21 protein-coding genes are annotated in these 22,809 nt (G+C 68.0%); 13 read left to right on the forward strand and 8 right to left on the reverse strand.

The genetic code is table 11. From position 1 onward, the window contains the following. Window positions 1–90 precede the first annotated feature (90 nt). The gene (locus ARTB_RS17685; protein WP_243181700.1) at window positions 91–885 is read left to right on the forward strand and encodes an alpha/beta fold hydrolase; all 795 of its coding nucleotides are present in this window, start codon (window positions 91–93) and stop codon (window positions 883–885) included. Window positions 886–910: 25 nt separating this feature from the next. Here ARTB_RS17685 and ARTB_RS17690 read toward each other — a convergent pair whose 3' ends face one another. After that, the gene (locus ARTB_RS17690) at window positions 911–1,645 is read right to left on the reverse strand and encodes a GAF and ANTAR domain-containing protein (protein WP_028276114.1); all 735 of its coding nucleotides are present in this window, start codon (window positions 1,643–1,645) and stop codon (window positions 911–913) included. 243 nt (window positions 1,646–1,888) lie between these two features. On the opposite strand from ARTB_RS17690, the gene mgtA reads away from it, so the two are divergent. Beyond that, window positions 1,889–4,624, forward strand: a complete 2,736-nt coding sequence (mgtA, locus tag ARTB_RS17695) for a magnesium-translocating P-type ATPase (protein ID WP_243181701.1) — start codon at window positions 1,889–1,891, stop codon at window positions 4,622–4,624. Between the two features lie 118 nt (window positions 4,625–4,742). Further along, a complete protein-coding gene (locus ARTB_RS17700; RefSeq protein ID WP_243181702.1) occupies window positions 4,743–6,107 on the forward strand; it encodes a phosphoribosyltransferase in 1,365 nt (454 codons plus the stop codon). 63 nt (window positions 6,108–6,170) lie between these two features. Here ARTB_RS17700 and ARTB_RS17705 read toward each other — a convergent pair whose 3' ends face one another. Continuing rightward, entirely contained in the window at window positions 6,171–6,857 is a 687-nt protein-coding gene (locus ARTB_RS17705; protein ID WP_243181703.1) for an SRPBCC family protein, read from the reverse strand. A 10-nt stretch (window positions 6,858–6,867) separates the two neighbouring features. Continuing rightward, entirely contained in the window at window positions 6,868–7,338 is a 471-nt protein-coding gene (locus tag ARTB_RS17710; protein WP_230012441.1) for a universal stress protein, read from the reverse strand. 174 nt (window positions 7,339–7,512) lie between these two features. Between ARTB_RS17710 and ARTB_RS17715 the strand changes: the two genes are divergently transcribed. Then, the gene (locus ARTB_RS17715) at window positions 7,513–8,385 is read left to right on the forward strand and encodes an NAD-dependent epimerase/dehydratase family protein (protein ID WP_243181704.1); all 873 of its coding nucleotides are present in this window, start codon (window positions 7,513–7,515) and stop codon (window positions 8,383–8,385) included. Between the two features lie 19 nt (window positions 8,386–8,404). Beyond that, window positions 8,405–9,436 carry an aldo/keto reductase gene (locus tag ARTB_RS17720; RefSeq protein ID WP_028276120.1) on the forward strand — a complete coding sequence of 344 codons (1,032 nt, stop codon included), beginning with the start codon at window positions 8,405–8,407 and terminating at the stop codon, window positions 9,434–9,436. A 76-nt stretch (window positions 9,437–9,512) separates the two neighbouring features. On the opposite strand, the gene ARTB_RS17725 is transcribed toward ARTB_RS17720, so the two are convergent. Beyond that, entirely contained in the window at window positions 9,513–10,277 is a 765-nt protein-coding gene (locus ARTB_RS17725; RefSeq protein ID WP_243181705.1) for a FadR/GntR family transcriptional regulator, read from the reverse strand. A gap of 140 nt (window positions 10,278–10,417) precedes the next feature. On the opposite strand from ARTB_RS17725, the gene ARTB_RS17730 reads away from it, so the two are divergent. The 7 genes from ARTB_RS17730 (at window position 10,418) to manD (ending at window position 18,036) form a co-directional block, all read left to right on the forward strand. Next, window positions 10,418–11,713: an ABC transporter substrate-binding protein gene (locus ARTB_RS17730; protein WP_243181706.1), complete on the forward strand. Its 1,296-nt coding sequence runs from the start codon at window positions 10,418–10,420 to the stop codon at window positions 11,711–11,713. Between the two features lie 132 nt (window positions 11,714–11,845). Then, a complete protein-coding gene (locus ARTB_RS17735; protein WP_243181707.1) occupies window positions 11,846–12,814 on the forward strand; it encodes a carbohydrate ABC transporter permease in 969 nt (322 codons plus the stop codon). After that, window positions 12,811–13,704: a carbohydrate ABC transporter permease gene (locus tag ARTB_RS17740; RefSeq protein WP_243181708.1), complete on the forward strand. Its 894-nt coding sequence runs from the start codon at window positions 12,811–12,813 to the stop codon at window positions 13,702–13,704. Before ARTB_RS17735 ends, ARTB_RS17740 begins: the two co-directional genes overlap by 4 nt. 7 nt (window positions 13,705–13,711) lie before the next feature. Continuing rightward, window positions 13,712–14,860, forward strand: a complete 1,149-nt coding sequence (gene dgoD, locus ARTB_RS17745; RefSeq protein WP_243181709.1) for a galactonate dehydratase — start codon at window positions 13,712–13,714, stop codon at window positions 14,858–14,860. A gap of 77 nt (window positions 14,861–14,937) precedes the next feature. Further along, window positions 14,938–15,609, forward strand: coding sequence for a bifunctional 4-hydroxy-2-oxoglutarate aldolase/2-dehydro-3-deoxy-phosphogluconate aldolase (locus ARTB_RS17750; RefSeq protein ID WP_028276126.1), 672 nt, complete (start codon window positions 14,938–14,940; stop codon window positions 15,607–15,609). Further along, on the forward strand, window positions 15,609–16,640 hold the full coding sequence (locus tag ARTB_RS17755; RefSeq protein ID WP_243181710.1) for a sugar kinase: 1,032 nt from the start codon (window positions 15,609–15,611) through the stop codon (window positions 16,638–16,640). The genes ARTB_RS17750 and ARTB_RS17755 overlap by 1 nt, the downstream gene beginning before the upstream one ends. Window positions 16,641–16,806: 166 nt before the next feature. Beyond that, complete coding sequence (gene manD, locus ARTB_RS17760) at window positions 16,807–18,036, forward strand: D-mannonate dehydratase ManD (protein WP_243181711.1); 1,230 nt, start codon at window positions 16,807–16,809, stop codon at window positions 18,034–18,036. 139 nt (window positions 18,037–18,175) lie between these two features. Here the strand turns inward: manD and ARTB_RS17765 are convergent, their stop codons facing one another. From ARTB_RS17765 to ARTB_RS17780, 3 genes are all read right to left on the reverse strand, one after another. Beyond that, a complete protein-coding gene (locus ARTB_RS17765; protein WP_028276129.1) occupies window positions 18,176–18,385 on the reverse strand; it encodes a hypothetical protein in 210 nt (69 codons plus the stop codon). Between the two features lie 202 nt (window positions 18,386–18,587). Beyond that, window positions 18,588–19,754, reverse strand: a complete 1,167-nt coding sequence (locus ARTB_RS21790) for a cyclase family protein (RefSeq protein WP_308197252.1) — start codon at window positions 19,752–19,754, stop codon at window positions 18,588–18,590. Further along, window positions 19,751–21,400 carry a purine-cytosine permease family protein gene (locus ARTB_RS17780; protein ID WP_243181712.1) on the reverse strand — a complete coding sequence of 550 codons (1,650 nt, stop codon included), beginning with the start codon at window positions 21,398–21,400 and terminating at the stop codon, window positions 19,751–19,753. Before ARTB_RS17780 ends, ARTB_RS21790 begins: the two co-directional genes overlap by 4 nt. 243 nt (window positions 21,401–21,643) lie before the next feature. On the opposite strand from ARTB_RS17780, the gene ARTB_RS17785 reads away from it, so the two are divergent. Next, the gene (locus ARTB_RS17785) at window positions 21,644–22,426 is read left to right on the forward strand and encodes a phosphatase PAP2 family protein (protein WP_243181713.1); all 783 of its coding nucleotides are present in this window, start codon (window positions 21,644–21,646) and stop codon (window positions 22,424–22,426) included. Window positions 22,427–22,432: 6 nt separating this feature from the next. Here the strand turns inward: ARTB_RS17785 and ARTB_RS17790 are convergent, their stop codons facing one another. Beyond that, window positions 22,433–22,720 carry a MerR family transcriptional regulator gene (locus tag ARTB_RS17790; protein WP_243181714.1) on the reverse strand — a complete coding sequence of 96 codons (288 nt, stop codon included), beginning with the start codon at window positions 22,718–22,720 and terminating at the stop codon, window positions 22,433–22,435. Between the last annotated feature and the right edge of the window lie 89 nt (window positions 22,721–22,809).

Below are 22,809 nucleotides of genomic sequence, written 5' to 3' on the forward strand. Positions count from 1 at the left end.
CACCCGGCGACGAAACGAGCCCTTCATGACCCCGGCAGTTGCCACGCGGTCCCTCCTGTACCCGTGCTCCCCGCCGCGGTCGTTCACAGCATGACCGGTCCGGTCCGCCTGGAGATTTCAGCCGCGGGCCACGCCGGCCACGTCTTCGCCTCGCGCGAAATGGCCGGCGGGTCCGCGCCCGCCGTCGTGCTCATCCACGGAATCGGCGCGTCACACCGCTACCTGCGCCGGCTGCACCGGCTCCTGGCCGGGTCGATGGAGACCTACTCCATCGACCTGCCGGGATTCGGCGCCACACCCAAGCCCGCGTACCAGCTGTCCATTGCCGACCACGCCCGTTACATCCTCGGCGCCATGGAACAGCTGGGCGTTGCGGAAATAGTGCTGGTGGGGCACTCAATGGGAACACAGATGGCCCTGGAGGCGGCCCTTCAGCAGCCGGAACAGATCTCGAATGTGGTGCTGATGGGTCCCGTGGTGGACCCCAGGCACGGATCCGTGGCACAGATGGCCCTGGCGCTGGGCCGTGACTGCCTGTTCTACGAGAGCCCCTCCTCGAACGCCTTGGTTTTCACCGACTACCTGCGTTGCGGTCCCTCCTGGTACTTGAAGACCCTGCAGGTCATGAAGGAGTACCCCATGGAACAGAAGATCGCCGGCGTCAGCGCACCGGTCCTCGTGGTGCGCGGCGCCAACGACCCCATCGCGGATGCAGACTGGTGCCGCCGGCTGGCCGGGCTCGCCAGCCGCGGGCGGCTGCTGGAAGTGCAGGGAACCGGTCACGTCGTCCAGCACAACCGGGCACTCGAAGTGCGGGACGGCATTCTGGCGTTCACGGGCCTTGGCGCGGCGGCGGGCGAGCCGCTGCCCGGAAGCCCGGCCTGACCGCACTGGCTGCCCGGGGCCGGGGTTAGACGTCGAAGTGGGTCCGGGTGGGGCCCTGCCCGAGTGACTCAACCACGCCGGCCGCGACGGCGTGGAGCTTGATGTTCCGGGCGCTCGAGGCCGACTTCAGGAGCTCGAACGCCTCGTCCTGGCTGCAGCGGTTCTGCGCCATGATGATGCCGACGGCGACGTCGATCACGGTCCGCGTCTCCAGGGTGGCCTTGAGGTTGGCGGCTGTATCGCTGCTGTGCGCGAACCGGACGGCGAGGCGCAGGGCCATGGAGGTCTGGTGGACGAAGTCACGGGCCAGCTCCGTGGCGCGGTGATCGAACCGGCCCGGCCGGTGCGAATAGAGGTTCAGGGCGGCCCGGGTCTCGCCTTCCAGCAGGAACGGCAGCGCCAGGATCGACCGGAAGCCGTGCCCCCGTACCGCCGCGGCGTACTCCGGCCAACGGCCATCGAGTTCAAGGTCCTCAACGTGGACGGTTACCTGTTCCCGGGAAGCCGTCATGCAAGGGCCGTCACCGAAGGTGTACTGGATTTCGTCCATGGCCTGCGCGGCGGGGCTGCTGCTCGCGACGGTGGCCGCCTTCTTTTCCCGAAGGAGCGTGATGCCGCACAGGATCTCGTCCCCTGGCTCGGACAGGCTGCGCGCGGATACGCGGGCCAGCTCCCAGAGGAAATCCTCGACGTCGGAGCTGCTGAGCACCAGTTCATGCAGCTGCTGGTTTATTGAATTTGCGGTTGACTCGCTGACCACTTATCTGTTGTGCCGTTTCACTCAGGTCAAGACGACCCGGCTGTGCTTCCCACCGCGGCAAGGGGCGGATACGGCAGCGGCCGGATCGAAGAACAATCCAACGGCTCGCTGCAAAACCGTACCGGGAGAGTATATACATCCGGGAAACGCAGGTTCCACACGGGCTCCGGACCCGACGGCTCCTGAACCGTTCGTCCCGGGCATAAGCTGTGCCTTAGGCGAAATGTCGCGAACGGATTCCGTATGCCAGAGCTGGATGTCAAGGACTCACCCTCCGCCCCGCTGGCGATCGCCCGCGCCGCGGGCCGGCCCGTTGCCGCCGTGTTGGACGAGCTGGGCTCGGGCGGGAACGGACTGACGGGTGCCGAAGCGGGCAGGCGCCTGACGGAAATAGGGCCGAATGCGGTGCGGACCCACATGGCCAGCGGGTGGTCGGTGCTGGGCCGGCAGCTGGCGAGCCCCATCCTGCTCCTCCTGCTCATCACCGCCGGGCTTTCACTGTTTCTCGGGGACGCCACGAACGCGATCGTCATCGGCGTGATCCTGTTGGTCAGCGTCGGGCTGGGGTTCAGCAACGAATACCGGGCCGAACGCGCTGCGGAGGCCTTGCATTCCCGCGTCACGCACCGCGCCGTCGTCGTCCGCGACGGAAGTCCGGGCGAAATCGACGTCACCGCGCTGGTGCCCGGCGACGTCGTCCACCTGGGGATCGGCGCGATCATTCCGGCGGACATGCGGGTGCTGACGGCCAAGGATCTCCTGTGTGATGAAAGCATCCTGACCGGGGAATCGCTGCCGGTCGCCAAGGATCCTGCGCCCGTGCCGCAGGATGCCCCGCTGGCGGACCTGACCAGCTGCGTCTTCATGGGGACCGTGCTCCAGTCCGGCAGCTGCACGGCGGTGGTGGTCGCCACCGGAGGCCGGGCGGAATTCGGCCGGATTGCACTGGGCCTGGGCGAACGGCAGCCGCAGACCGAGTTCCAGCTGGGCCTCAAACGGTTCTCCTTCCTGCTGCTGCAGGTGGCCATCGGACTGAGCTCGCTCATCTTCGTCGCAAACCTGCTGCTGCACCGGCCCGTGATCGAATCCCTGCTGTTCTCCCTGGCGATCGCGGTCGGCATCACTCCGCAGCTGCTGCCCGCGGTGGTCAGCACCAGCCTGGCCACGGGCACCCGGCAACTGGCCCGGCGCAAGGTCCTGGTGAAACGCCTGGTCTGCATCGAGGACCTGGGCGACATGGACATCCTGGTCACGGACAAGACCGGGACGCTGACCGAGGGCCGGATCAGCTTCACCGCCGCGTTGCCCGTCGGCGCGGGCATCGGGCCCGCTGAGCTGCTCACGCTCGGACTGCTGGCGACAGAGGCCGAATACGCCGAGGCGAGGCTCTCTACGGTTGGCCTGAACCCCTTGGATGCCGCACTCTGGGAATCACCCGACGCGGCGGGCTTCCGGCCGGAGCGCTACGAACGGCTGGACGTCATAGACTTCGACCACCAGCGCCGCCGGACCAGCGTGCTGGTGCGCGAAGCGAACGGACCTGCCCGCATCATCACAAAAGGCTCGCCGGAAGATGTCCTGGCGCTCTGCGTGGGCACGCCGGCGGACGTGCAGGCGATGCTGGACAAGCAGTTCGACGCCGGATCCCGGGTGGTGGCTGTCGGAACGCGACCCGCGGGCGGCATGGAGGACCTGACGCCGCCCGACGAGAAGGATCTGGTCCTTGCCGGTTTCCTCATCTTCCTGGACCGGCCCAAAGCCAATGCACGGGCCTCCCTTGACCAGCTCGAGGCGCTCGGCATTACGGTCAAGATCGCCACCGGCGACAACGCCAGGGTCGCCGAAAAGGTCTGTGACGAACTCGGCGTGCTCTCCGGCGGGACGCTCAGCGGCGCTGCCGTGGAGGCCATGTCCGATCCGGAGCTGGCTGCCGCCGCACGGGAGGCGAGCATCTTCGCCCGCGTGTCGCCGGAACAGAAGGCTCGGATCATCCGGCTGCTGCGGCTAAGCGGCGGCGCCGTCGGGTTCATGGGCGACGGCGTCAACGACGCCCTTGCACTGCATGCCGCGGACATCGGCATCTCGGTCGACAGCGCCACCGACGTCGCCAAGGACGCCGCCGACGTCGTGCTGCTCGACAAAGACCTGGGGGTGTTGGCCGAGGGCGTCATGGAAGGCCGGCGGATCTTCGCCAACACCATCAAGTACGTTCTCATGGGCACGTCCAGCAACTTCGGCAACATGTTCAGCGCGGCCACGGCCTCCGTGGTGTTGAGTTTCCTGCCGATGCTGCCGGGCCAGATTCTGCTCAACAACCTGCTCTACGATGCCGGCCAGCTGGCCATTCCGGGCGACCGGGTGGACAAGGAACAGCTGGTGGCCCCATCGCACTGGGACATCGGCTTCATCCGGCGTTTCATGTTCCTGTTTGGCCCCATCAGCTCCATCTTCGACTTCGCGACCTTCGCCCTCATGCTTTTCGTCTTCGACGCGGTTCCGGGCGAATTCCGGGCCGGCTGGTTCATCGAGTCCATCGTGACGCAGACCCTGATCATCTTCGTCATCAGGACCCGGCGCGTGCCCTTCTTCCGGAGCAGGCCGTCGCTGGGCCTGGTCGGGGCCTCCCTGGGCGTGGTGGCCCTCGGGGTGTACCTGCCGTTCTCGCCCCTGGCCGGCGTGCTGGGCTTCGATCCGCTGCCTGTGCCGTTCTTCCTCGCCTTGCTCGGGATGGCAGTGGTGTACCTGGTGCTGGTGGAAATGGCGAAAGTCTGGTTCTACTCCCGGGCCGCCCAGCAGCCTGTCTCACGCGGGCCGGCGGCGCTCCGGCACCGCGGCCAGACCCACCGCATTGCCCGCCGGGCCGCCCGCTTCAGCATCCCGGCGGCCAGGCCGCTGCTCGTCCACCGTGGGCCGGGCTGGCGCCGTCGACGCAAACTCGGGCACAAAGGCCCTCACAGGGTTTCGGGCGCGGGCGGATAGTTGGAGGCAGCGGCCACCTGGTCCTGTTCGGGTTAGGGGAACCCGTAGGAGCGCACCAGTTTCAGCAGCACACGACTGATGGCCGATGGCCCACGCTTCGACTTGAAAGCCATAGCCCATGAGCATCTTTGAAGACAGGGTCGACGCCGGCAGGCAGCTCGGCAGGCGTCTGGCGGAATTGCGTGGCCAGGACATTGTGGTCCTGGGCCTGCCGCGCGGCGGCGTGCCCGTGGCCTTCGAAGTCGCCGCCGCCCTGGATGCTCCCCTGGACGTGATTGTGGTGCGGAAACTTGGGCTTCCCTACCAGCCCGAGCTCGCCATGGGGGCAATCGGTGAAGGCGGCGCCAAAGTCCTGGACGAGGAGGTCCTGGCCCATGCGCGGGTCAGCGGTGAGGAACTCCAGGCTGTTGAAGAACGCGAACGCGGCGTGCTGGAAAACCGGGTGGTCCTGTTCCGGAAGGGCCGGACCCGGCACGACCTGACCGGACGCATCGCGGTGATCGTCGACGACGGGATCGCCACCGGCTCCACCGCCCGCGTGGCCTGCCGGGTCGCCCGCAAACAGGGTGCGGCCCGCGTGATCCTGGCCGTTCCGGTTGCCCCCGCCGAGACCCTCGCCGACCTGACGGAACCGGACGAGGTGGTCTGCCTGGCGACGCCGCGCCAGTTCACCGCCGTCGGATACCACTACCGGGACTTCTCGCCGACTGACGACGACGAGGTGCTGCGCCTGCTCGATCTTGCGGCCAAACGCGTCGAGGCCGCACCGCCGCCTTTCTGGACCTCGACGGCGACCCGCGCCGACAACCCCGCCGACGTCGACGAGGAAGTGGAGATCCCGTCCCGCGGGGTGCGGCTCCAGGCCCAGCTGCACCTTCCGGTGCCGGCCAGCGCCGTGGTGCTGTTCGCCCATGGCAGCGGCAGCAGCCGCCACAGCCCCCGGAACCGGTACGTGGCCGGCGTCCTGCAGCAGGCCGGTCTCGGCACGCTGCTGCTGGACCTGCTGACGCCGGCGGAGGAGCGCCACCGCGCCAACGTCTTTGACATCGAACTCCTGGCCCGCAGGCTGTCCTCGGCCACGGACTGGCTTTCCACCCGGGCGGACACGGCCTCCTGCGCTCTGGGGTACTTCGGTGCGAGCACGGGAGCCGGGGCTGCGCTGTGGGCGGCGTCGGAGCCGTCGGCGCGGATCGCGGCTGTCGTGTCCCGCGGCGGCCGCCCCGACCTCGCCGGCCCGCGGTTGTCCGCCGTCAAGGCGCCCACGCTCCTGATTGTGGGGAGCCTGGACCACGAGGTCCTGGAACTGAACCGCCGGGCGAAGGCGATGATGCGCAGTCCCAGCCAGCTCGCCGTCGTGCAGGGGGCAACGCACTTGTTTGAAGAACCGGGCACGCTCGCGGCGGCGGCCATCCTGGCGCGGGACTGGTTTATCGACTACCTGCTGCCGCCGAACGGTGCCGGCGCGCGGGCCGCGGGCGTCTGAGGGGGCGCGGGTGTCTGAGGGGACCAGAACCGGGGAAGGCCGGGACAACGAAGTCCGCGGACCCTAGCTCCGGCGGCCCTCTGCCCTGGACCGGATCCCCAGGAGCATCCGCCGTTCCATCAGGAACTGCACCGGTTCCAGCAGTGCACGCAGGGCCAGACCCTCCGCCAGGGGCGAAAAGTCGTAGCGGGTGCGGGACAGCAGCCTGGTGGCCTGGGGCCCGGCAGGTCGCAACACGAACGTCCAGCCGACGTCCAGCCGGCGCCCGGTGGGACGGGCCCCTGCCGGCGACATCCTCCCCGTGCGCAGATCGATGGTTCCGCCCAGCCCCAGCGCCGCCCCGGACTGGATGAGCCGGACCGGAAGGCCGCCGTCGGGTGACAGCGGAACGACGTCGCCAACTTTCAGGCGCTGCAGCTCCGGGAGAATCCGGTCCGCACTCCGGATGCCCAGACCCGCGCCGCGTTCGAGCCAGTCGTAGGAGTAGAAGCCGCCCCGCCCGGCGCCCATCTGGACAAGCCACGGCCAGACCTCTGCCACGGGGGCCGCAATAGTGATCGCGCGGGTGCTTTGCATGCGCGGGGCGGGCACGATCTCGTCCCCGGCGAGCGGGCCGGCGGCCTCCTGGGTGGTGGCCCCCCAGCGCAGGAGCCGCGGCCGGACAGCCAGGACGTAGGCTGCGCCCGCCGATGCCGCGGCCAGCGCCGCGAGCGGTCCGCGCAACCGGCCGGGGACGTGCTGACCGCTCACGCGAGGGACCTCATGCGCTGGTCCGGCCCCTGGGGTCGTCCGATTCCGGCCCGACCACCACCACCGGGCAGTGGGAGTGGGCCGCGACGGCCGCGCTCACCGAGCCCATGACCTGATGGAGGAAGCCGCCCTTGCCGCGCCGGCCCACCACGAGCATTTCGGCGTGCTGGCTTTCCTCGACGAGGACCTTGGCGGGCGCCCCGAACTTGACCGAGCGGTTAAGTCCTTCCGGACGCGATTCGCCGAAGGCCCGCTCCAGTGCCTGGTCCACGAGGCGTTCGGCCGTCTCCTCCAGCTCATCGAGGGTGGGCGTTCTGTCCTCGGGCAGGTGGGAGGCCAGGAAGAAATCAGAAGTTCCCAGGCAGGTGATGACTTCCAACGGGATGTTCAAAGCGGTGGACATGCGCCCGGCGAGGCGGAGCGCCGTCGTCGAAAACTCCGAACCGTCCACACCCACGACAATGCGCTGATCACCGTTCATGGTCCCCAGCCTTGCCCCTGCCCCCGGGACTGCCTAGGGCCGAAAGTCACGCGGGGCTGGGCACCGCGGCCGCCTCCGCTTAGGGTGGAACGGTGATTGCCGGCACCGGAGCAGGTGCCGGCCCATTGGCCGGACCATGACGTCCAGCCGAGCCTGCCACCCGAGGAGTTCCTGATGAAAGTTGCTGTTACCGGAGGAAGCGGAAAGCTGGGCCGAAACGTCGTGCGGCGGCTCAGCGATGACGGGCACGAGGTGACCAACCTGGACCGCACAGGTGTGCGCGGCCGCGGCTTCACGGAGGTGGACCTGCGCAACTACGGCCAGGTGGTGGACGTGTTCCTCGGCCTGGAGGACCGCCATGCCGGCTTTGACGCCGTGGTGCACCTGGCCGCGATTCCTGCCCCGGGCCATGCCCCTGATGCCGCCACCTTCGAGAACAACATGCAGTCCACCTACAACGTGTTCCAGGCTGCCCGCCGGGCCGGGATCAAGAAAATCGTCTACGCGTCCAGTGAGACGGTGCTGGGGCTGCCTTTCGACGTCGACCCTCCCTACATCCCGGTCGATGAGGACTACCCCGCCCGGCCGGAAAGCACGTACTCCCTGGTCAAACACCTTGAGGAGCAGATGGCCATCCAGCTGACCCGCTGGGACCCGGCCCTGAGCATCACCGGCCTGCGGTTTTCCAATGTGATGGACCCGGAGGACTATGAGGAATTCCCCTCCTTCGACCACGACGCGCGGGCGCGCAAGTGGAATCTCTGGGGCTACATTGACGGCCGGGACGGCGCCCAGGCCGTGGCCCGAGCCCTGGAGCACGGCAAGCCCGGGTTCGAGGCGTTCATCATCGCCAACGAGGACACGGTGATGAGCCGCTCCAGCGCAAGCCTGGCCGCCGAGGTGTTCCCGAACGTCAAAGTGGTCAAGGACCTGGCCGAGCACGAGACCATGCTCTCGATCGACAAGGCCAAGCGGCTGCTGGGCTACGCGCCGGAGCACACCTGGCGGAACTACCACCCGCTGCGCACCACCCCCACGGAAGACTGACCCCAACTTGAGGAGCTCCATGCAATACCGCACCCTGGGCAACAGCGGCGCCGTCGTCTCCAACTATGCGCTGGGCACCATGACTTTTGGCGCCGAGGCCACCGAGGAGCAATCCCGCGCGATCCTGGATGACTACTTCGCGGCGGGCGGCAACTTCATCGACACCGCCGACGTCTACAGCTCGGGGGTGTCGGAGGAAATCATCGGCCGGTGGCTGGCGGACCGGGCCGAGGTCCGGGACCGGGCGGTGGTGGCCACGAAGGGCCGCTTCCCGATGGGCCAGGCCCCCAACGACGTCGGAACCTCCCGCCGGCACCTGGTCCGGGCACTCGATGACTCGCTGCGCCGGCTCGGCGTAGAACAGATCGATCTCTACCAGCTGCACGCGTGGGATCCTGTCACGCCCCTCGAGGAGACCCTCCGGTTCCTGCACGACGCCGTCACCAGCGGCAAAATCGCCTACTACGGCTTCTCCAACTTCCTGGGCTGGCAGTTGACCAAGGCCGTCCATGTGGCGAAGGCCCATGGCTGGAGTGCCCCGGTGACGCTGCAGCCGCAGTACAGCCTGCTGGTCCGTGAGATCGAGTCGGAAATTGTGCCGGCCGCACTCGACGCCGGGATCGGGCTGCTGCCATGGTCGCCGCTGGGCGGCGGGTGGCTGTCCGGCAAATACAAGCGCGACCAGCCGCCGGCCGGGGCCACCCGTCTGGGCGAAAACCCGAAGCGGGGGATGGAGGCCTGGGAGGCCCGCAACGCCGATCCGCGCACCTGGGACGTGATTGCCGAGGTGGAGCAGACCGCCGGACGCCACGGCGTGAGCCCCTCCCAGGTGGCGCTGGCCTGGCTGGCGGACCGGCCGGCGGTCACCTCGGTGATCCTGGGCGCCCGCACCACCGCGCAACTGGCGGACAATCTCGCGGCCGCGGATCTGCGGCTCACCGCGGAGGAGACGGAGCGGCTGACCGAGGCCAGCCGGCCGCGCGTCGGCGTCTATCCGTACGGGCCGATGGCCCAGGAACAGCGCAGCCGGAAGCTCGAGGGCGGCCGCTAACAGGCAACGGGCTAACAAGGCAACGCGGGGTCACTTAGCGCCGGTCCGGGGATGGGCCGGAAGTGTCCCCGCGTTGTCATTCGGGGAAGCGCTGCCCTTCGGGGGAGGCGGGGCCGCCGGCATGATAGCTGGACCAGATGTCGCCCATTTCCTCCGTGGACTGCTCCACGATCCTGCTCATGGCGGCGTGCGCGGCGTCCGCCTCGCCGCGCTGAATAGCGCTGGCCACATCGACGTGCAGCTGCAGGGCCTCGTGGTGTGGCAAGTGCGGCATGAGTCCGTGCTGGGTGCGCCCGGTCAGCACCTCGGTCACCAGGTTATGCAGCTGGGCGAACATGGCGTTGCCGGAGGCCCGGAGTACCGACGCGTGGAATTCGATGTCGAGCCGCAGGAACTCGTCCCGGTCTCCGCGCTGGCCGGATGCCCACAGCCGTGCGGCCAGCGAGACGAGGTCGCTCCCGGCATCCCAGGAAGCCCTCCCGGCAGCGAGCCGGGCGGCCGCCGGTTCGATTGCCCCGCGGAGCTCGTTCAGGGCCTGCAGCTGCTCCAGCCGCTTTGACGAGGCCAGCCGCCAGCGGATTACCTGCGGGTCGTACGCGTTCCACGATTCCTCCGGCTGCACCACCGTCCCCAGCCGCCGCCGCGACTCCAGCATCCCCTTGGAGGACAGCACGCGGGTGGCTTCCCGCACCACGGACCGGGAGACGTTGTGCCGGGCCTCAATCTCGTCCAGGCGCAGGATCGAGTGCGGTGCCAGCGTCCCTTCGGCGATGGCAAGCCCCAGGTTCTGGAGCAGCACGGCATGCAGGTCTGCTGTTGGCTCCGCCTTTGGAGTTTTCATAAATAAATCATACTGGCGGCCCACAAGGTCTTGTATAAATCTGCTTTATTTACCTAAGATCACTTCCAGAGCAGATGTAAAGATGCATTTGCAGCCGGCTGGACAGAGACGCCCAGCCCTTAAAACCAAAGGAAGTCGTAATGAAGCGACGTTCAATTGCGAAGTACGCGGCCGTCGCCGCCGTCCTGTCCCTGGGCCTGACCGCCTGCGGCGGGGCCAGCGGCAGCGCCGACGCCAAGACCTCCGGCACCGTCCGGGTCACCCTCGCCAACCACGTCTGGACCGAGGGCATCAAGGCAGCCATTCCGGAATTCGAGAAGTCCAGCGGACTCAAGGTCGAACTGACCCAGCTGGGCGAAGACCAGCTCTCGGACCAGTACAACGTCAAGCTCAACGCCGGCAGCGACGAGATCGACGTCATGATGTACCGCCCGCTCCAGGAAGGAAAGGCGTTCGCGAAGAACGGCTACCTCGCGGACCTGACGTCCAAGGTCTCCTCGGACGCCGCGTGGGACTGGAAGGACTACCAGGAGGGCCCGGTCAAGGCCACCACCGCTGACGGCAAGGTGGTCGGCGTCCCGATCATCACCGAGCGCGAAGTCCTCTACTACCGGAAGGACCTGCTGAAGGCCGCCGGCCTGGAGGTTCCCAAGACGATGGACGAGCTCGAGGCCGCGGCCAAGGCCATCAAGGCTGCCTCCCCGGGCACGGCCGGCTTCGTGGCCCGCACCGGCAAGTCCGCCGCCGTCACCCAGTTCTCCAGCTTCCTGTACAGCTTCGGCGGCGACTTCACCGACGCCAGCGGCAAGTCCGCCGTCAACTCCGACGCCGCGAAGAAGGCCTACGCGTTCTACGGCGGCCTGATCAAGAACTATGGCCCCGACAACGTCAGCACCGACATGAGCTGGCCCGAGGCAATGGCGATCTTCACCCAGGGCAAGGCCGCCTTCTATACGGAGGCCGACTCGCTCTACAAGAACGCCACCGACCCGGCCAAGTCCAAGGTCGCCGACACCGTCGGCTTCGCCGCACTGCCCGCCGGCCCCGCCGGTTCGAAGCCGTACAACATCCCGTCCTGGGGCCTCGCCATCAACCAGGCATCCAGCAACCAGGACAACGCCTGGAAGTTCATCCAGTGGGCCACCAGCAAGGAACGCACCCTCGAGGCACAGAAGGCCGGAGTCCCCGGACCCCGCGCGTCGGTCTGGGCTGACCAGGCCGGCACCTCCACCTACCCGAAGGACCTCGCCGAGGCCATCTCCGCCAGCGCCAAGAACGGCGTCGGGCACGACCGTCCCCAGGTTGTCACCGTAGGCAAGGCCCGCGAAATCGTGGGCGGCCCGATCGTCGCCACCATCACCGGCTCTGACTCGTCCGCCGCAGCCGACACGGCGCACGACGCCTTCCAGAAGTTCCTGGACAGCGAAAAGAAGTAACGCCCCAGCGCGCCAGCCAGGCTTCGCGCCTGAGCACTGCGCCTGAGCACCAAACAGCCCGGCGGGACGGCGGTCCGATGCCGTCCCGCCGCGGCCAGCTTTTCACTTCACCCCCAACTCCTTAGGTGAATCATGTCTGTATTGACCACTCCCCGCAGCGCCCAGACCCAGCCGCCGTCCGGCCGCAAGGGCGCCCGCACCCCCGGTGCACGCGAGAACTTCTCCGGCTGGGCCAACCGGCACCGCAAATGGCTCTTCGCCGCCCCCGCCATGATCTTTGTCGGCGTCCTGATCGTCTTCCCCCTCGGCTGGACCCTGTACCTGAGCCTGACCGATTCGCAGGGCTCGGTCCGGGCGGCCTCCGAGTTTGTCGGCGTGCAGAACTACCTCACGGTCCTCTCCGACGTCGAACGCTTCTGGCCCGCCGTCGGCCGCACGCTGAGCTTCACCGGCGTTGCACTTGTCTGCGAAGTGGTCCTCGGCATGTGCATTGCGCTGCTGCTGTGGCGCCCGTTCCGCGGCGAAAAATGGGTCCGCGTGGCCATCCTGCTCCCGCTCGTCGCCACTCCCGTGGCCGTCGGCATGATGTGGCGGCTGATCTTCGATCCCAACATCGGCTTCGTCAACCAGCTGCTCGGCATGGTCGGGATTCCCGGCCAGCCCTGGCTCTCCGGCCAGGACACGGCGCTCGGCACCACCATCTTCATGGACGTGTGGCAGTGGACCCCCATGGTGGTCCTGATCCTCCTGGCCGGACTGACCTCGCTCTCCGAGGAACCCGACGAGGCGGCCCGGATGGACGGCGCCAACGCCTTCCAGCGCTTTTTCTTCATCACGCTGCCCCTCATGATGCCGACCGTGATCGTCGCCATCCTGCTCCGGGGCATCGACGCCCTGAAGACCTTCGACATCCTCTACGCCACCAAGGGCAAGGGCGGCGGGTCCTTCCACGAAGTGGAAACGCTCAACGTCTACGCCTACGGGCTGAGCTTCGACTACAACCAGTACGGGCTCTCCTCCGCGGTGCTGATCCTGTTCTTCATGATCATCATCGGCTCCATGTGGCTGCTGACCATGCGCAAGAAAGCGGTAAGCAAATGACCGTAGTGTCCGAAAACACCGAACCCCAAACGGTCGCCGCCGTGCCGGCCAAGATCGCGCCGCGCCCCCGGAAGCCGCTGGGCACCCGCGCGTACAAGGTGTTCCGCGTGGCGGCACTGGTGGCCGTGGTGCTGTTCCTGATCGCCCCGCTGTTCTGGATGCTGCTGGCATCCCTCAAGACCAACGTGGACATCTACGACACCGGCAAGTCGTTCCTGTTCACCCCCACGTTCGAGAACTACGCCAATGTGCTGCAGCGGAACAACTACTTCGTCTTCATCTTCAACAGCTTCTGGGTGGCCTTCGTCTCCACTGCCCTGTCGCTGGTCCTGGGCGTGCCCGCCGCCTACGCCATGAGCCGGTTCACGATGCACCGCTCGGCCCTTGTGGTCCTGATGGCCCGTGTCATCCCCGGCGTTTCCCTGCTGGTGCCCTGGTACTACGTCTTCTCCAACCTGAAGATGGTGGGCGGCTTCGAGGTGCTGATCCTCAGCCACATGTTCGTCGCGCTGCCGCTGATCGTGTACATCATGATGAGCTACTTCGATTCCCTGCCGCTGGAGCTGGAGGAGTCGGCCCAAGTGGACGGCCTCACCCCGATCGGCGCCTTCCGCCGCATCACCCTGCCGCTCTCCGTCGCCGGCATGGCCACCGCCGGCATCCTGTCCTTCATCTTCTCGTGGAACAACTTCATGTTCGCCCTGGTGCTCTCCGGCTCCAAGACCAAGACCCTGCCGGTCGCGATCTTCGACTTCGTCTCCTACGCCAGCATCGACTGGGGCGGACTCATGGCGGCCGCCACCGTGGTCACCATTCCGATCATGATCATTGCGCTCTTCACGCAGAAGTACATCGTCTCCGGCATGACCGCCGGCGCGACCAAGGGCTAGGCAACAGATGACACTCATCAGCAGGATTGAAACGTTCCTCGTCGCGCCGCGCTGGCTCTTCGTCCGGGTCGAGACCGAGAGCGGGATCGTCGGCTGGGGCGAGGCGAGCTGCGAAGGCCGCAGCGAAACCGTACGCACCGCCGTCGACCAGCTCTCGGAGCTGCTCATAGGCAACGATGCGCTGCGGATCGAGGACCACTGGCAGGTCATGACCAAGGGGTCCTTCTACCGCGGCGGGCCGATCCTGGCCAGCGCCGTGTCCGGCCTGGACCAGGCGCTCTGGGACATCGCGGGCAAGCACTTCAACACGCCCGTGCACCAGCTGCTCGGCGGCCATGTCCGGGACCGGATCCGGATGTACGGCTGGGTGGGCGGGGATGAGCCCAATGAGGTGGCGGACCAGATCAGCGCGCAGCTGGAGGTCGGCCTGACGGCGGTCAAGATGAACGCCAGCGGCCGGATGAGCCCCATCGCCTCCGTGGCCGAGCTCGACGGCGTCGTCCGCCGCGTCGCCGCCGCCCGCGAGGTCCTCGGCGACCACCGCGACGTCGCCGTGGACTTCCACGGCCGCTTCAGCCTCGCCAACGTCCGCCGGGTGGCGCCGCTGCTGGAACCGTACCGGCCGTTCTTCCTCGAAGAGCCGGTGGTCCCGGAAAACACGCACCTGCTGCGCGAGTTCACGTCCTCCACGACGACGCCCGTCTCCACCGGTGAGCGGCTCTACAGCCGGCAGGAATTCCTGCCCGCGCTGCAGGCCGGCATCGCCGTGGCCCAGCCGGACCTCTCCCACGCCGGCGGCATCACCGAGGTCCGCAAAATCGCCTCGCTCGCCGAAATCTACGAGGTCCAGCTCGCCCCGCACTGCCCGCTGGGCCCGCTGGCGCTCGCCGCCTGCCTGCAGGTGGGCTTCGCGACGCCCAACTTCCTGATCCAGGAGCAAAGCATCGGCATCCACTACAACCAGGGCGCCGAAGTCCTGGACTACGTGGTGGACAAGTCCCCGCTGAAGTTCGTGGACGGACACATCGAACGGCTCACCGGCCCGGGCCTGGGCATCGAGATCGACGAGGCCGTAGTCCGGGCCGCGGACAAGCGCGGGCATGCCTGGCGCGGTCCCGTCTGGCGGCACCCCGACGGCGCCTTCGCCGAGTGGTGAACGCCGGAACGCTGGGACCGGACCTGTTGCCCCGACGTATTTGCCCCGACGTATTTGCCTTGAAGGAGAAGCCTGACATGGAGAACACCCTGACGCCCGAACTGCTGCTGGCCGGGATCCAGGAAAGCCGGCTGGTGGCCATTGTGCGCGGCACGGACGGCGCGGCCGCCGCGAAGGCAGCCCTCGCGGCGATGGAGGAGGGCTTCCGGTATGTCGAAATAGCGCTCACCACACCCCGGGCCCTTGAAGCCATCCGGGAAGTCCGCGCGGCCGCCCCCGCGGGCTGCTTCGTCGGTGCCGGAACGGTGCTGACGGCCCAGGACGTTGCCCGCGTCGCCGAGGCGGGCGGCCAGTTCATGGTGACCCCGTCGCTGGCAGAGTCGATTGCCGAGTCGGCCCGGCTGGCACTGCCTGTGCTCGCCGGTGCGCTGACACCCAGCGAGGCCCACGAAGCCATGAACCGCGGCGCCACGGCCGTCAAGCTCTTCCCCGCTTCCATCGGCGGTCCGGGCTACCTCAAGGCACTCCGCGACCCGTTCCCCGGGATCCCGTTCATCGCCGTCGGCGGCGTCGGGCTGGATGAAGCCGAGGGCTACTGGGAAGCCGGCGCCATTGCCGTGGGGCTCGGCGGACCGCTGTTCGGCGATGCCGGCTCCGGCGGCGACCTCGCCCCGATGCGGGAGCGGGCCCGCGGTTTCGTGACCCTGGCCGCCGGGTTCGGCCGCCCGCGCGCGGAGAGCCTGCGGTGATGGCCGCCGTCGGCCCGGCTTTGGCCGGGGAGGGCGTCGACCTGCTGACGTTTGGCGAGTCCATGGTCTCGCTGCGGTCCACCGGCCCGCTGTCCGCCGGCGGCAGCCTCGGCATGCACGTGGCCGGGGCCGAATCGAACGTGGCCGTCGGGGTCGCCCGGCTCGGGCACAGCGTCACCTGGGCCGGGGTTGTCGGCGCCGACCCGCACGGGGAGTACATTCTGCGGCAGCTGCGCGCCGAGGGAATCGGGCTGCGGCACCGGATTGACGCGGCAAGGAACACCGGGGTGATGTTCCTTGAACAGCGCACCGCGGATGTCACCCGGGCCTTCTACTACCGCGCCGGATCCGCCGGGTCCACCCTCGGCCGGGAGGACCTGGACCGTGCCCTGGCGGCCGGGGCCCGGATCCTGCATCTGACCGGCATCACCGCCGCCCTCAGCCCCGACGCCCGCAAGGCCGTGGATTACGCGGCCGAGCGCGCCGCCGCCGAAGGCATGGAGGTCTCCCTCGACGTCAATTACCGCAGCAAGCTCTGGACCCGGGAGGAGGCCCGCGCCGCGCTCACGCCGCTTGCCCGGCACGCCAGCATCGTGATCGCCTCCGACGATGAGCTCGGGCTGGTCGCGGCCCCGGTGGGAGCTGGCCCGGAGGGATCACCGCACCCCGGCGATGCCGATACAGATGCAGATGCCGCCGAAACAGCCATGGCCGCCGAACTGCTGGAGCGCGGCGTCCGCGAAGTCGTGGTCAAGCGCGGCGCCTCCGGTGCCGGTGTCCACACCGCCGACGGGCGGTGGGAAGTGCCCGCCGTGCCTGTGACCAGCATCGATACCGTGGGCGCCGGGGATGCCTTCACCGCCGGCTACCTGTCCGCCCTGCTCGACGGCGCCGACGTCGCCGGCCGCCTGCAGCGCGGCGCCCTGGCGGGAGCCTTCGCCGTCAGCACCGCGGGGGACTGGGAAGGCCTGCCCGGCCGTGCGGAGCTGGCACTGCTCGGGACCACGCCGGGCGGAACCACCCAGCGCTAAGCCCCCGCTTTAAGCCCGCCGTACCGGCGTTGACGGTTCTTCGGCCGGCGTCCGGCCGTCCGGCACCGCCGGCACCGCCGGCGGCGCTCCCACCGTTCCGGCCGGCGCCGGGCCGCTGGCGCCGGGCAACTAAGACACCCCCTGTAAGAGCAGAAAAGGACCTGTTGTGAAAATCATTGCCGCTGAAGTGTTCGTCACCAGCCCCTCCCGGAACTTCGTGACCCTGCGGATCACCACCGAGGACGGCGTGACCGGGATCGGGGACGCGACCCTGAACGGGCGCGAGCTCGCCGTGGCCGCCTATTTGAAGGAGCACGTCGCGCAGCTGCTGATCGGCAAGGACCCGCACCGGATCGAGGACACCTGGCAGTTCCTGTACCGGTCCTCGTACTGGCGCCGCGGCCCGGTCACGATGGCCGCGATCGCGGCCGTGGACATGGCGCTGTGGGACATCAAGGGCAAGCTCGCCGGGATGCCGGTCTACCAGCTCCTGGGCGGGGCGTCCCGGAACGGGCTGCGCGCCTACGGGCACGCCTCCGGCGCGGACCTGCCCTCGCTGTTCGATTCGGTCCGTGAGCACCTGGAGCTCGGCTACAAGTCGATCCGGATCCAGACCGCGGTGCCCGGGATCAAGGCCGTCTACGGCGTCGCGGCCCAGGCCCAGGCCTCCGGGGAACGCTACGACTACGAACCGGCCGGACGCGGCGCGTTCCCGCAGGAAGAGGACTGGGACACCCGCGCCTACCTCCGCCACCTGCCCACCGTGTTCGAGGCCGTGCGCAACGAGTTCGGCCCGGACATCCCGTTGCTGCACGACGGGCACCACCGGATGACCCCGATCCAGGCCGCGAAGCTGGGCAAGGCGCTCGAACCCTACGACCTGTTCTGGCTCGAGGACTGCACCCCGGCCGAAAACCAGGAAGCCCTCCGCCTGGTCCGGGCGCACACCACCACCCCGCTCGCGATCGGGGAAATCTTCAACACCGTCTACGACTACCAGGCCCTGATCAAGGAACAGCTGATCGACTACGTGCGGGCAGCCTCCACCCACTTCGGCGGGATCAGCCCGCTGAAGAAGGTGATGGACTACGCCGCGCAGTACCAGATCAAGTCCGGCTTCCACGGCCCCACCGACATCTCCCCGGTCGGGTTCGCCGCGCAGCTGCACGTGGGCCTGGCGATCCACAACTACGGCATCCAGGAATACATGCAGCACTCGGACAAAACCAACGAGGTCTTCGAACAATCCATGACCTTCGTCGACGGCTACCTGCACCCCGGCGACAAGCCCGGCATCGGCGTCGAATTCAACGAAGAAGCCGCCGCCGCGTTCCCCTACCAGCAGGCCTACCTGCCCTACAACCGCCTCGTCGACGGCACCGTCCATGATTGGTAACCCGGCCACGACAGGTAACCGGCACTGGCGGCTGGCAGTGCCTTAAGCACCAAAAAGGTCCCGGGCGGCGAGTCGATGCTCAGCCGCCCGGGACCTGGCTCTTTTGAGTCCGGCTCTCAGCGTCCGGTGTGCTGGTTGCTTAGTGAACCTGTTCCCGGGTCATGCCGAAGGGGACCTGGTCGGAGAGGGCCGCGGTGTAGTGGCCCGGCTTGTGCCGCGTGAGCAAAATGCCGTGCGTCCCGGTTGTCATGGCGAGCTGCTGCAGCCCGCGGACGGCGTCGTTGAGTCGGTCGTCGAGCACGCGCCGGTTGTCGACCTGGATCTCAATGGGCTCGGTAATGGTGGTCATCGCTCTGTCTTTCTTGGAGTACTTCTAGTCGGCCCCAATGGATTCAGGAACAGTAACGTCATATTTATTGGCCCGTCAAATCACCACGCCGCATGAGCGCGTGGCCCGTGCGGACGCCAAATGCCCGCACATTGCGGCCCGGGCGGCTGACCTGCAGATCCACCCAGGCCCGGGTGGTCCCAGTGAGTCTAATCACCCGGCATCACTGCGGGCAGGCCGAAAGATGCTCGTGCATGCAAACAATGCCGCCGTCGGGGGCGCGGGAGAAGATGATGGTCTCCCGTTCATCGCTCGTATCGCGGCCACCGTCCCGGTCAACCCGGACCGTCGTGGCCACGCGGTGTGAAAACACCGCGGTAGCCCCGAGGAGCTGGATATCCTGCTCGCTGCTCCGGCATTCGAGCACACGCCAGCCACCGGCGAGCCAGCTGTCCCACAGGGTGCGGTAGGCGGAGCGGGACCCAAGGCGCTGGGCTTCCGGATGGAAGATGAAGGTCGCCTCCGGGCTGAAGGCCGCAAAGTAGGCCTCGGTGTCCGTGGCGGCGAAGGCGGCGACCAGGCGGTCGGCTGCCTCCTGGACCTCTTCGCGGCTGAGGTCGCGGGGCGCTGCCGGCCGCAGCACCGCTGCCGGCAGCGGCCGGGCCACGGCCCGGATCGGGGCGCCGTCGGCCCCGGGGATACGGAGGGGAAAGAGGAAGAGCTCGACGTCGGATCCTGCGTCTGTGGCCCGCTGGACCTGCTCCAGTCCGGTGAGGTTTTCCACGATGATGCAGCCGTTCCCGGCCAGAATGTCGTGGGCGGGGAAACCGCCGCCGGCCGGGCCGCCGTCCTGGTTGCCCTGCTGGTCGCCGTGCGTGGCGCCGGGGGAGGTGGGATCCACGCTGAGGGCATCCAGGCCTACGGCGCGGTAGCCGCGGTCCACGATCAGTTGCGCCGCCGCAGCCTCCAGCCACGGGTGCTTGAGGTACTCCTCCGTTCCCCACGCCGCAGCGCAGCCGGTGTGCAGCAGGAGGATCTTCTCTGGACTGCCCGGATACCCGGGTTTCCCTGGCTCCCCGGCTGAGCCCGCCGGGGCGATTCCCGCCAAGTGCGCGGCGGTGATGGCGCCGCCGCGGGCCACGTCCCGGACGTCCACGATTTCGGCGACGCCGCCGAAAAGGGACAGCGGCAATTCGTCCAAAGCTGCCCAGCCGTTGCCCACATGCAGCGGTGCGTCGGCGTGGGTACCCGAATGGGAGCCCAGTCCGAGCGAGAGCACGTTGGCGCCGTCGGCCTCCACGGTCAGTGCCGATGCGATCCGGACCTCCGGGTCGCCGGGATAGACAGGCATTCCCGTGCGCAGCGGGACGCTGAGATCGAACCACGTCACCGCTGGCCCACCAGTTCCGTGTCGAAGTCGCCGTGCAGGTCCGGCGCGGCTGCCTCCGCTGTTCCGGCGGCGACCGTGTTTCCAGCCGCATCGATGACCGGCGGCACCGGGGTGTCCTTCGCGGGGATCCAGCGCGGCCCGGCGGCCGGGAACACTCCGCGCGGCTCCGGGAAGATCCACAGCAGCCCGAGGTAGAGGACGGCTGCAAGCCCCAGCGATGCCGGCAGACTGATGTCCACACCGCCGGCCAGGTTGCCCAGGGGCCCCTGGAACTGGCCGGGCATGTTCACCATGCTCAACCCGGCGCCGGCGCTGACCAGCCAGGCCGCCATGCCGCGCAGGTTCCAGCCGTGGTTGAACCAGTACCGTCCGCCGGTCTGGCGCCGGTTGAACACCTGGAGGGCATCGGCGTCGTACCAGCCGCGGCGGGTGATGAAACCGATGATCATCACCACCATCCAGGGCGCGGTGCAGGTCACGATCAGGGTGGCGAACGTGGAAATGCTCTGGACGAGGTTGAAGGCGAAGCGGCCGGCGAAGATGAAGGCGATCGCCAGGACCCCGATGAACAGGGTGGCCTGGACCCGGTTGAACCTCGGGAAGACGCTGCTGAAGTCAAGGCCGGTCCCGTACAGCGAGGACGCCCCGGTGGACATGCCGCCGATCAGGGCGATGGCGCAGAGCGGGATGAAGTACCAGGCGGGGGAGACCGCCAGCAGGCCGCCGACGTAGTTCGGCGCCGCCGGGTCCATGAATTCCGGCGCCTTGGTGGCGATGATGGACGCCGTGGCCAGGCCAAAGACGAACGGAATAAGGGTGGCCAGCTGGGCCAGCAGCGCCGCGCCCATGACCTTGCGCTTCGGGGTGGCGGTCGGGATGTAGCGCGCCCAGTCGCCCAGGAACGCGCCGAAGGAGATGGGGTTGGACATGACGATCAGGGCCGCGCCGATGAACGCCGGGATGAACCCTGCGACGCCGACGCCGTCGAATCCGGTTCCGAAGGCACCCTCGAAGTTCAGGTTGAGGTCGCCCGCGAAGGCGATGAAGCCGACAACGAACAGCAGGGTGGCCGCGGTGACGGCAATCTTGTTCACCAGCAGCATGAACTTGAACCCGTAGACGCAGACCACCAGAACGAGTCCACCGAAGAGGCCGTAGGCGACGGCGAACGAGCCCATGTCCTGCGGCAGGCCGACCAGCCGGTTCAGCCCGCCGACCAGGGCATCGCCGGAGCTCCAGACCGAGATGGAGAAAAATGCCAGCGCGGTCAGCAGTGACAGGAATGACCCGACCACCCGGCCGTGCACGCCCAGGTGGGCGGAGGAGGACACCGCGTTGTTGGTTCCGTTCGTGGGGCCAAAGACGGCCATGGGCGCCAGCAGGAGGGCGCCGACAACCAGGCCCGTCACCGTCGCGGCGAGCCCCTGCCAGAACGACAGGCCGAACAGGATCGGAAATGCGCCCAGGAAGGCGGTGGCAAAGGTGTTGGCACCGCCGAACGAAACCCTGAACAAGTCAAAGGCGCTGGCATTGCGGTCCTTTTCGGGGATCCGCTCAATGCCGTAGGTCTCCACGTCCGTGACCTTGCCGCGGTTCCGCCCTGCGCCGGCGCCGTCAGGCTTTTCCTCGACCATGTCGTTCTCCATCCAGCTCATCATTGATTCCTAAGAGTTGCTTTATAAGCATCACAAGTTGTGTTGGAGGCTACACTGTGAAGCGGCTCACAGCAAGGCCCTGCCCTGTCCGGCCGGCGGTTTACGCAACCGGCCGCCGGACCGGGACCCTGCCGCGGGAAGCCCGGGCGGCCGATGTGCCCGACGCCCGGTGAATAACAGGGATAATCTTCAACGGGGACCATCCACAACACGGCGCAAAGGCGGCACAGCGACATGGCACAGGCTCAAGCAGGCAAACCCCAGGGACGGTGGCGGACCTTCCACGAAAAGTTCGTCGTGGAGGAGCGCTTCATGAGCGTGACGGCGCGCCGGAATCTCTACCGGACCGCCGTCGTCCTGATGATCGCGGGCGCCGTGCTGTTCGTGGTAATCCTCGCCGGAGTCCTGCAGCACGGCGGCATCTCGGCGGCGGATGAGCCCGTGCGGACCTGGCTCCTGACCCTGCGCGCGGAACCCACCACCATCATCATGATCATCCTTGCGATCATCTTCGGCCCTATCGGCCTGCCAATCATCGTCCTAATCGTGACGGTGGCCTGGGGCCTGCTCGCCAAGCACGCCTGGCGGCCGATGCTCCTGGCCGGCGCCATGCTGACCGGCGTCATTCTGGCGCAGGTCATCGGCCACATCGTCGAACGCCACCGGCCTCCGATCGACCTCATGCTCTTCGGCGCCGACTCCACGTTCTCGTTTCCGTCCGGCCACGTCCTTGGCGCGTGCGACTTCCTGCTGGTCACCACGTATCTGGTCTTTTCGCGCCGGAAGAACCCCATGTCCGCTGTCATCGCCTTCATCGTGGCGGGGATCGGCATCTTCTTCGCCGCCGTCAGCCGCCTCTACCTCGGCTACCACTGGATGACCGATGCCCTGGGCGCCTTCTCGATCTCGCTCGTGATCCTGGGCGGCGTCATTGCGCTGGACACCTGGCGGACGGCGCGGATTCCGGGCGAACAGGTCACCGGGACGCTCTCCACCGCCGACACCAGCCAGGACTGAGCACCGTCAGCGGCTGCGCGCCCGCTTGAGTTCAGTCCGCAGCCGGGCGTTGGCGGCCTCGAGTTCCATCACCTTGGCCACGCCGGCCAGGTTAAGCCCCTCTGCCAGGAGTTGGCCGATCCGCCGCAGCACCACAAGGTCTGCGTCGCTGTATTGCCGGGTGCCACCCGCAGTGCGGTCCGGCGCGAGGAGCCCCCGGCGCTCGTAGAGCCGGATATTCTGCTGCCCCGTGCCCACCAGCTGCGCCACCACCGAGATGGCGTACAGGCCTGAATTCGCGCCTCGGTCCGCCATGGTCTTCCTCCCGTTCCGGAAATTCCCTTGCATCAGTGTTTCACCGGTGCTATAAAAAATCTATACCCACTACCACACAAAAATTGTGG

The organism is Arthrobacter humicola (genome assembly GCF_022803015.1).
Lineage (GTDB): Bacteria > Actinomycetota > Actinomycetes > Actinomycetales > Micrococcaceae > Arthrobacter > Arthrobacter humicola_A.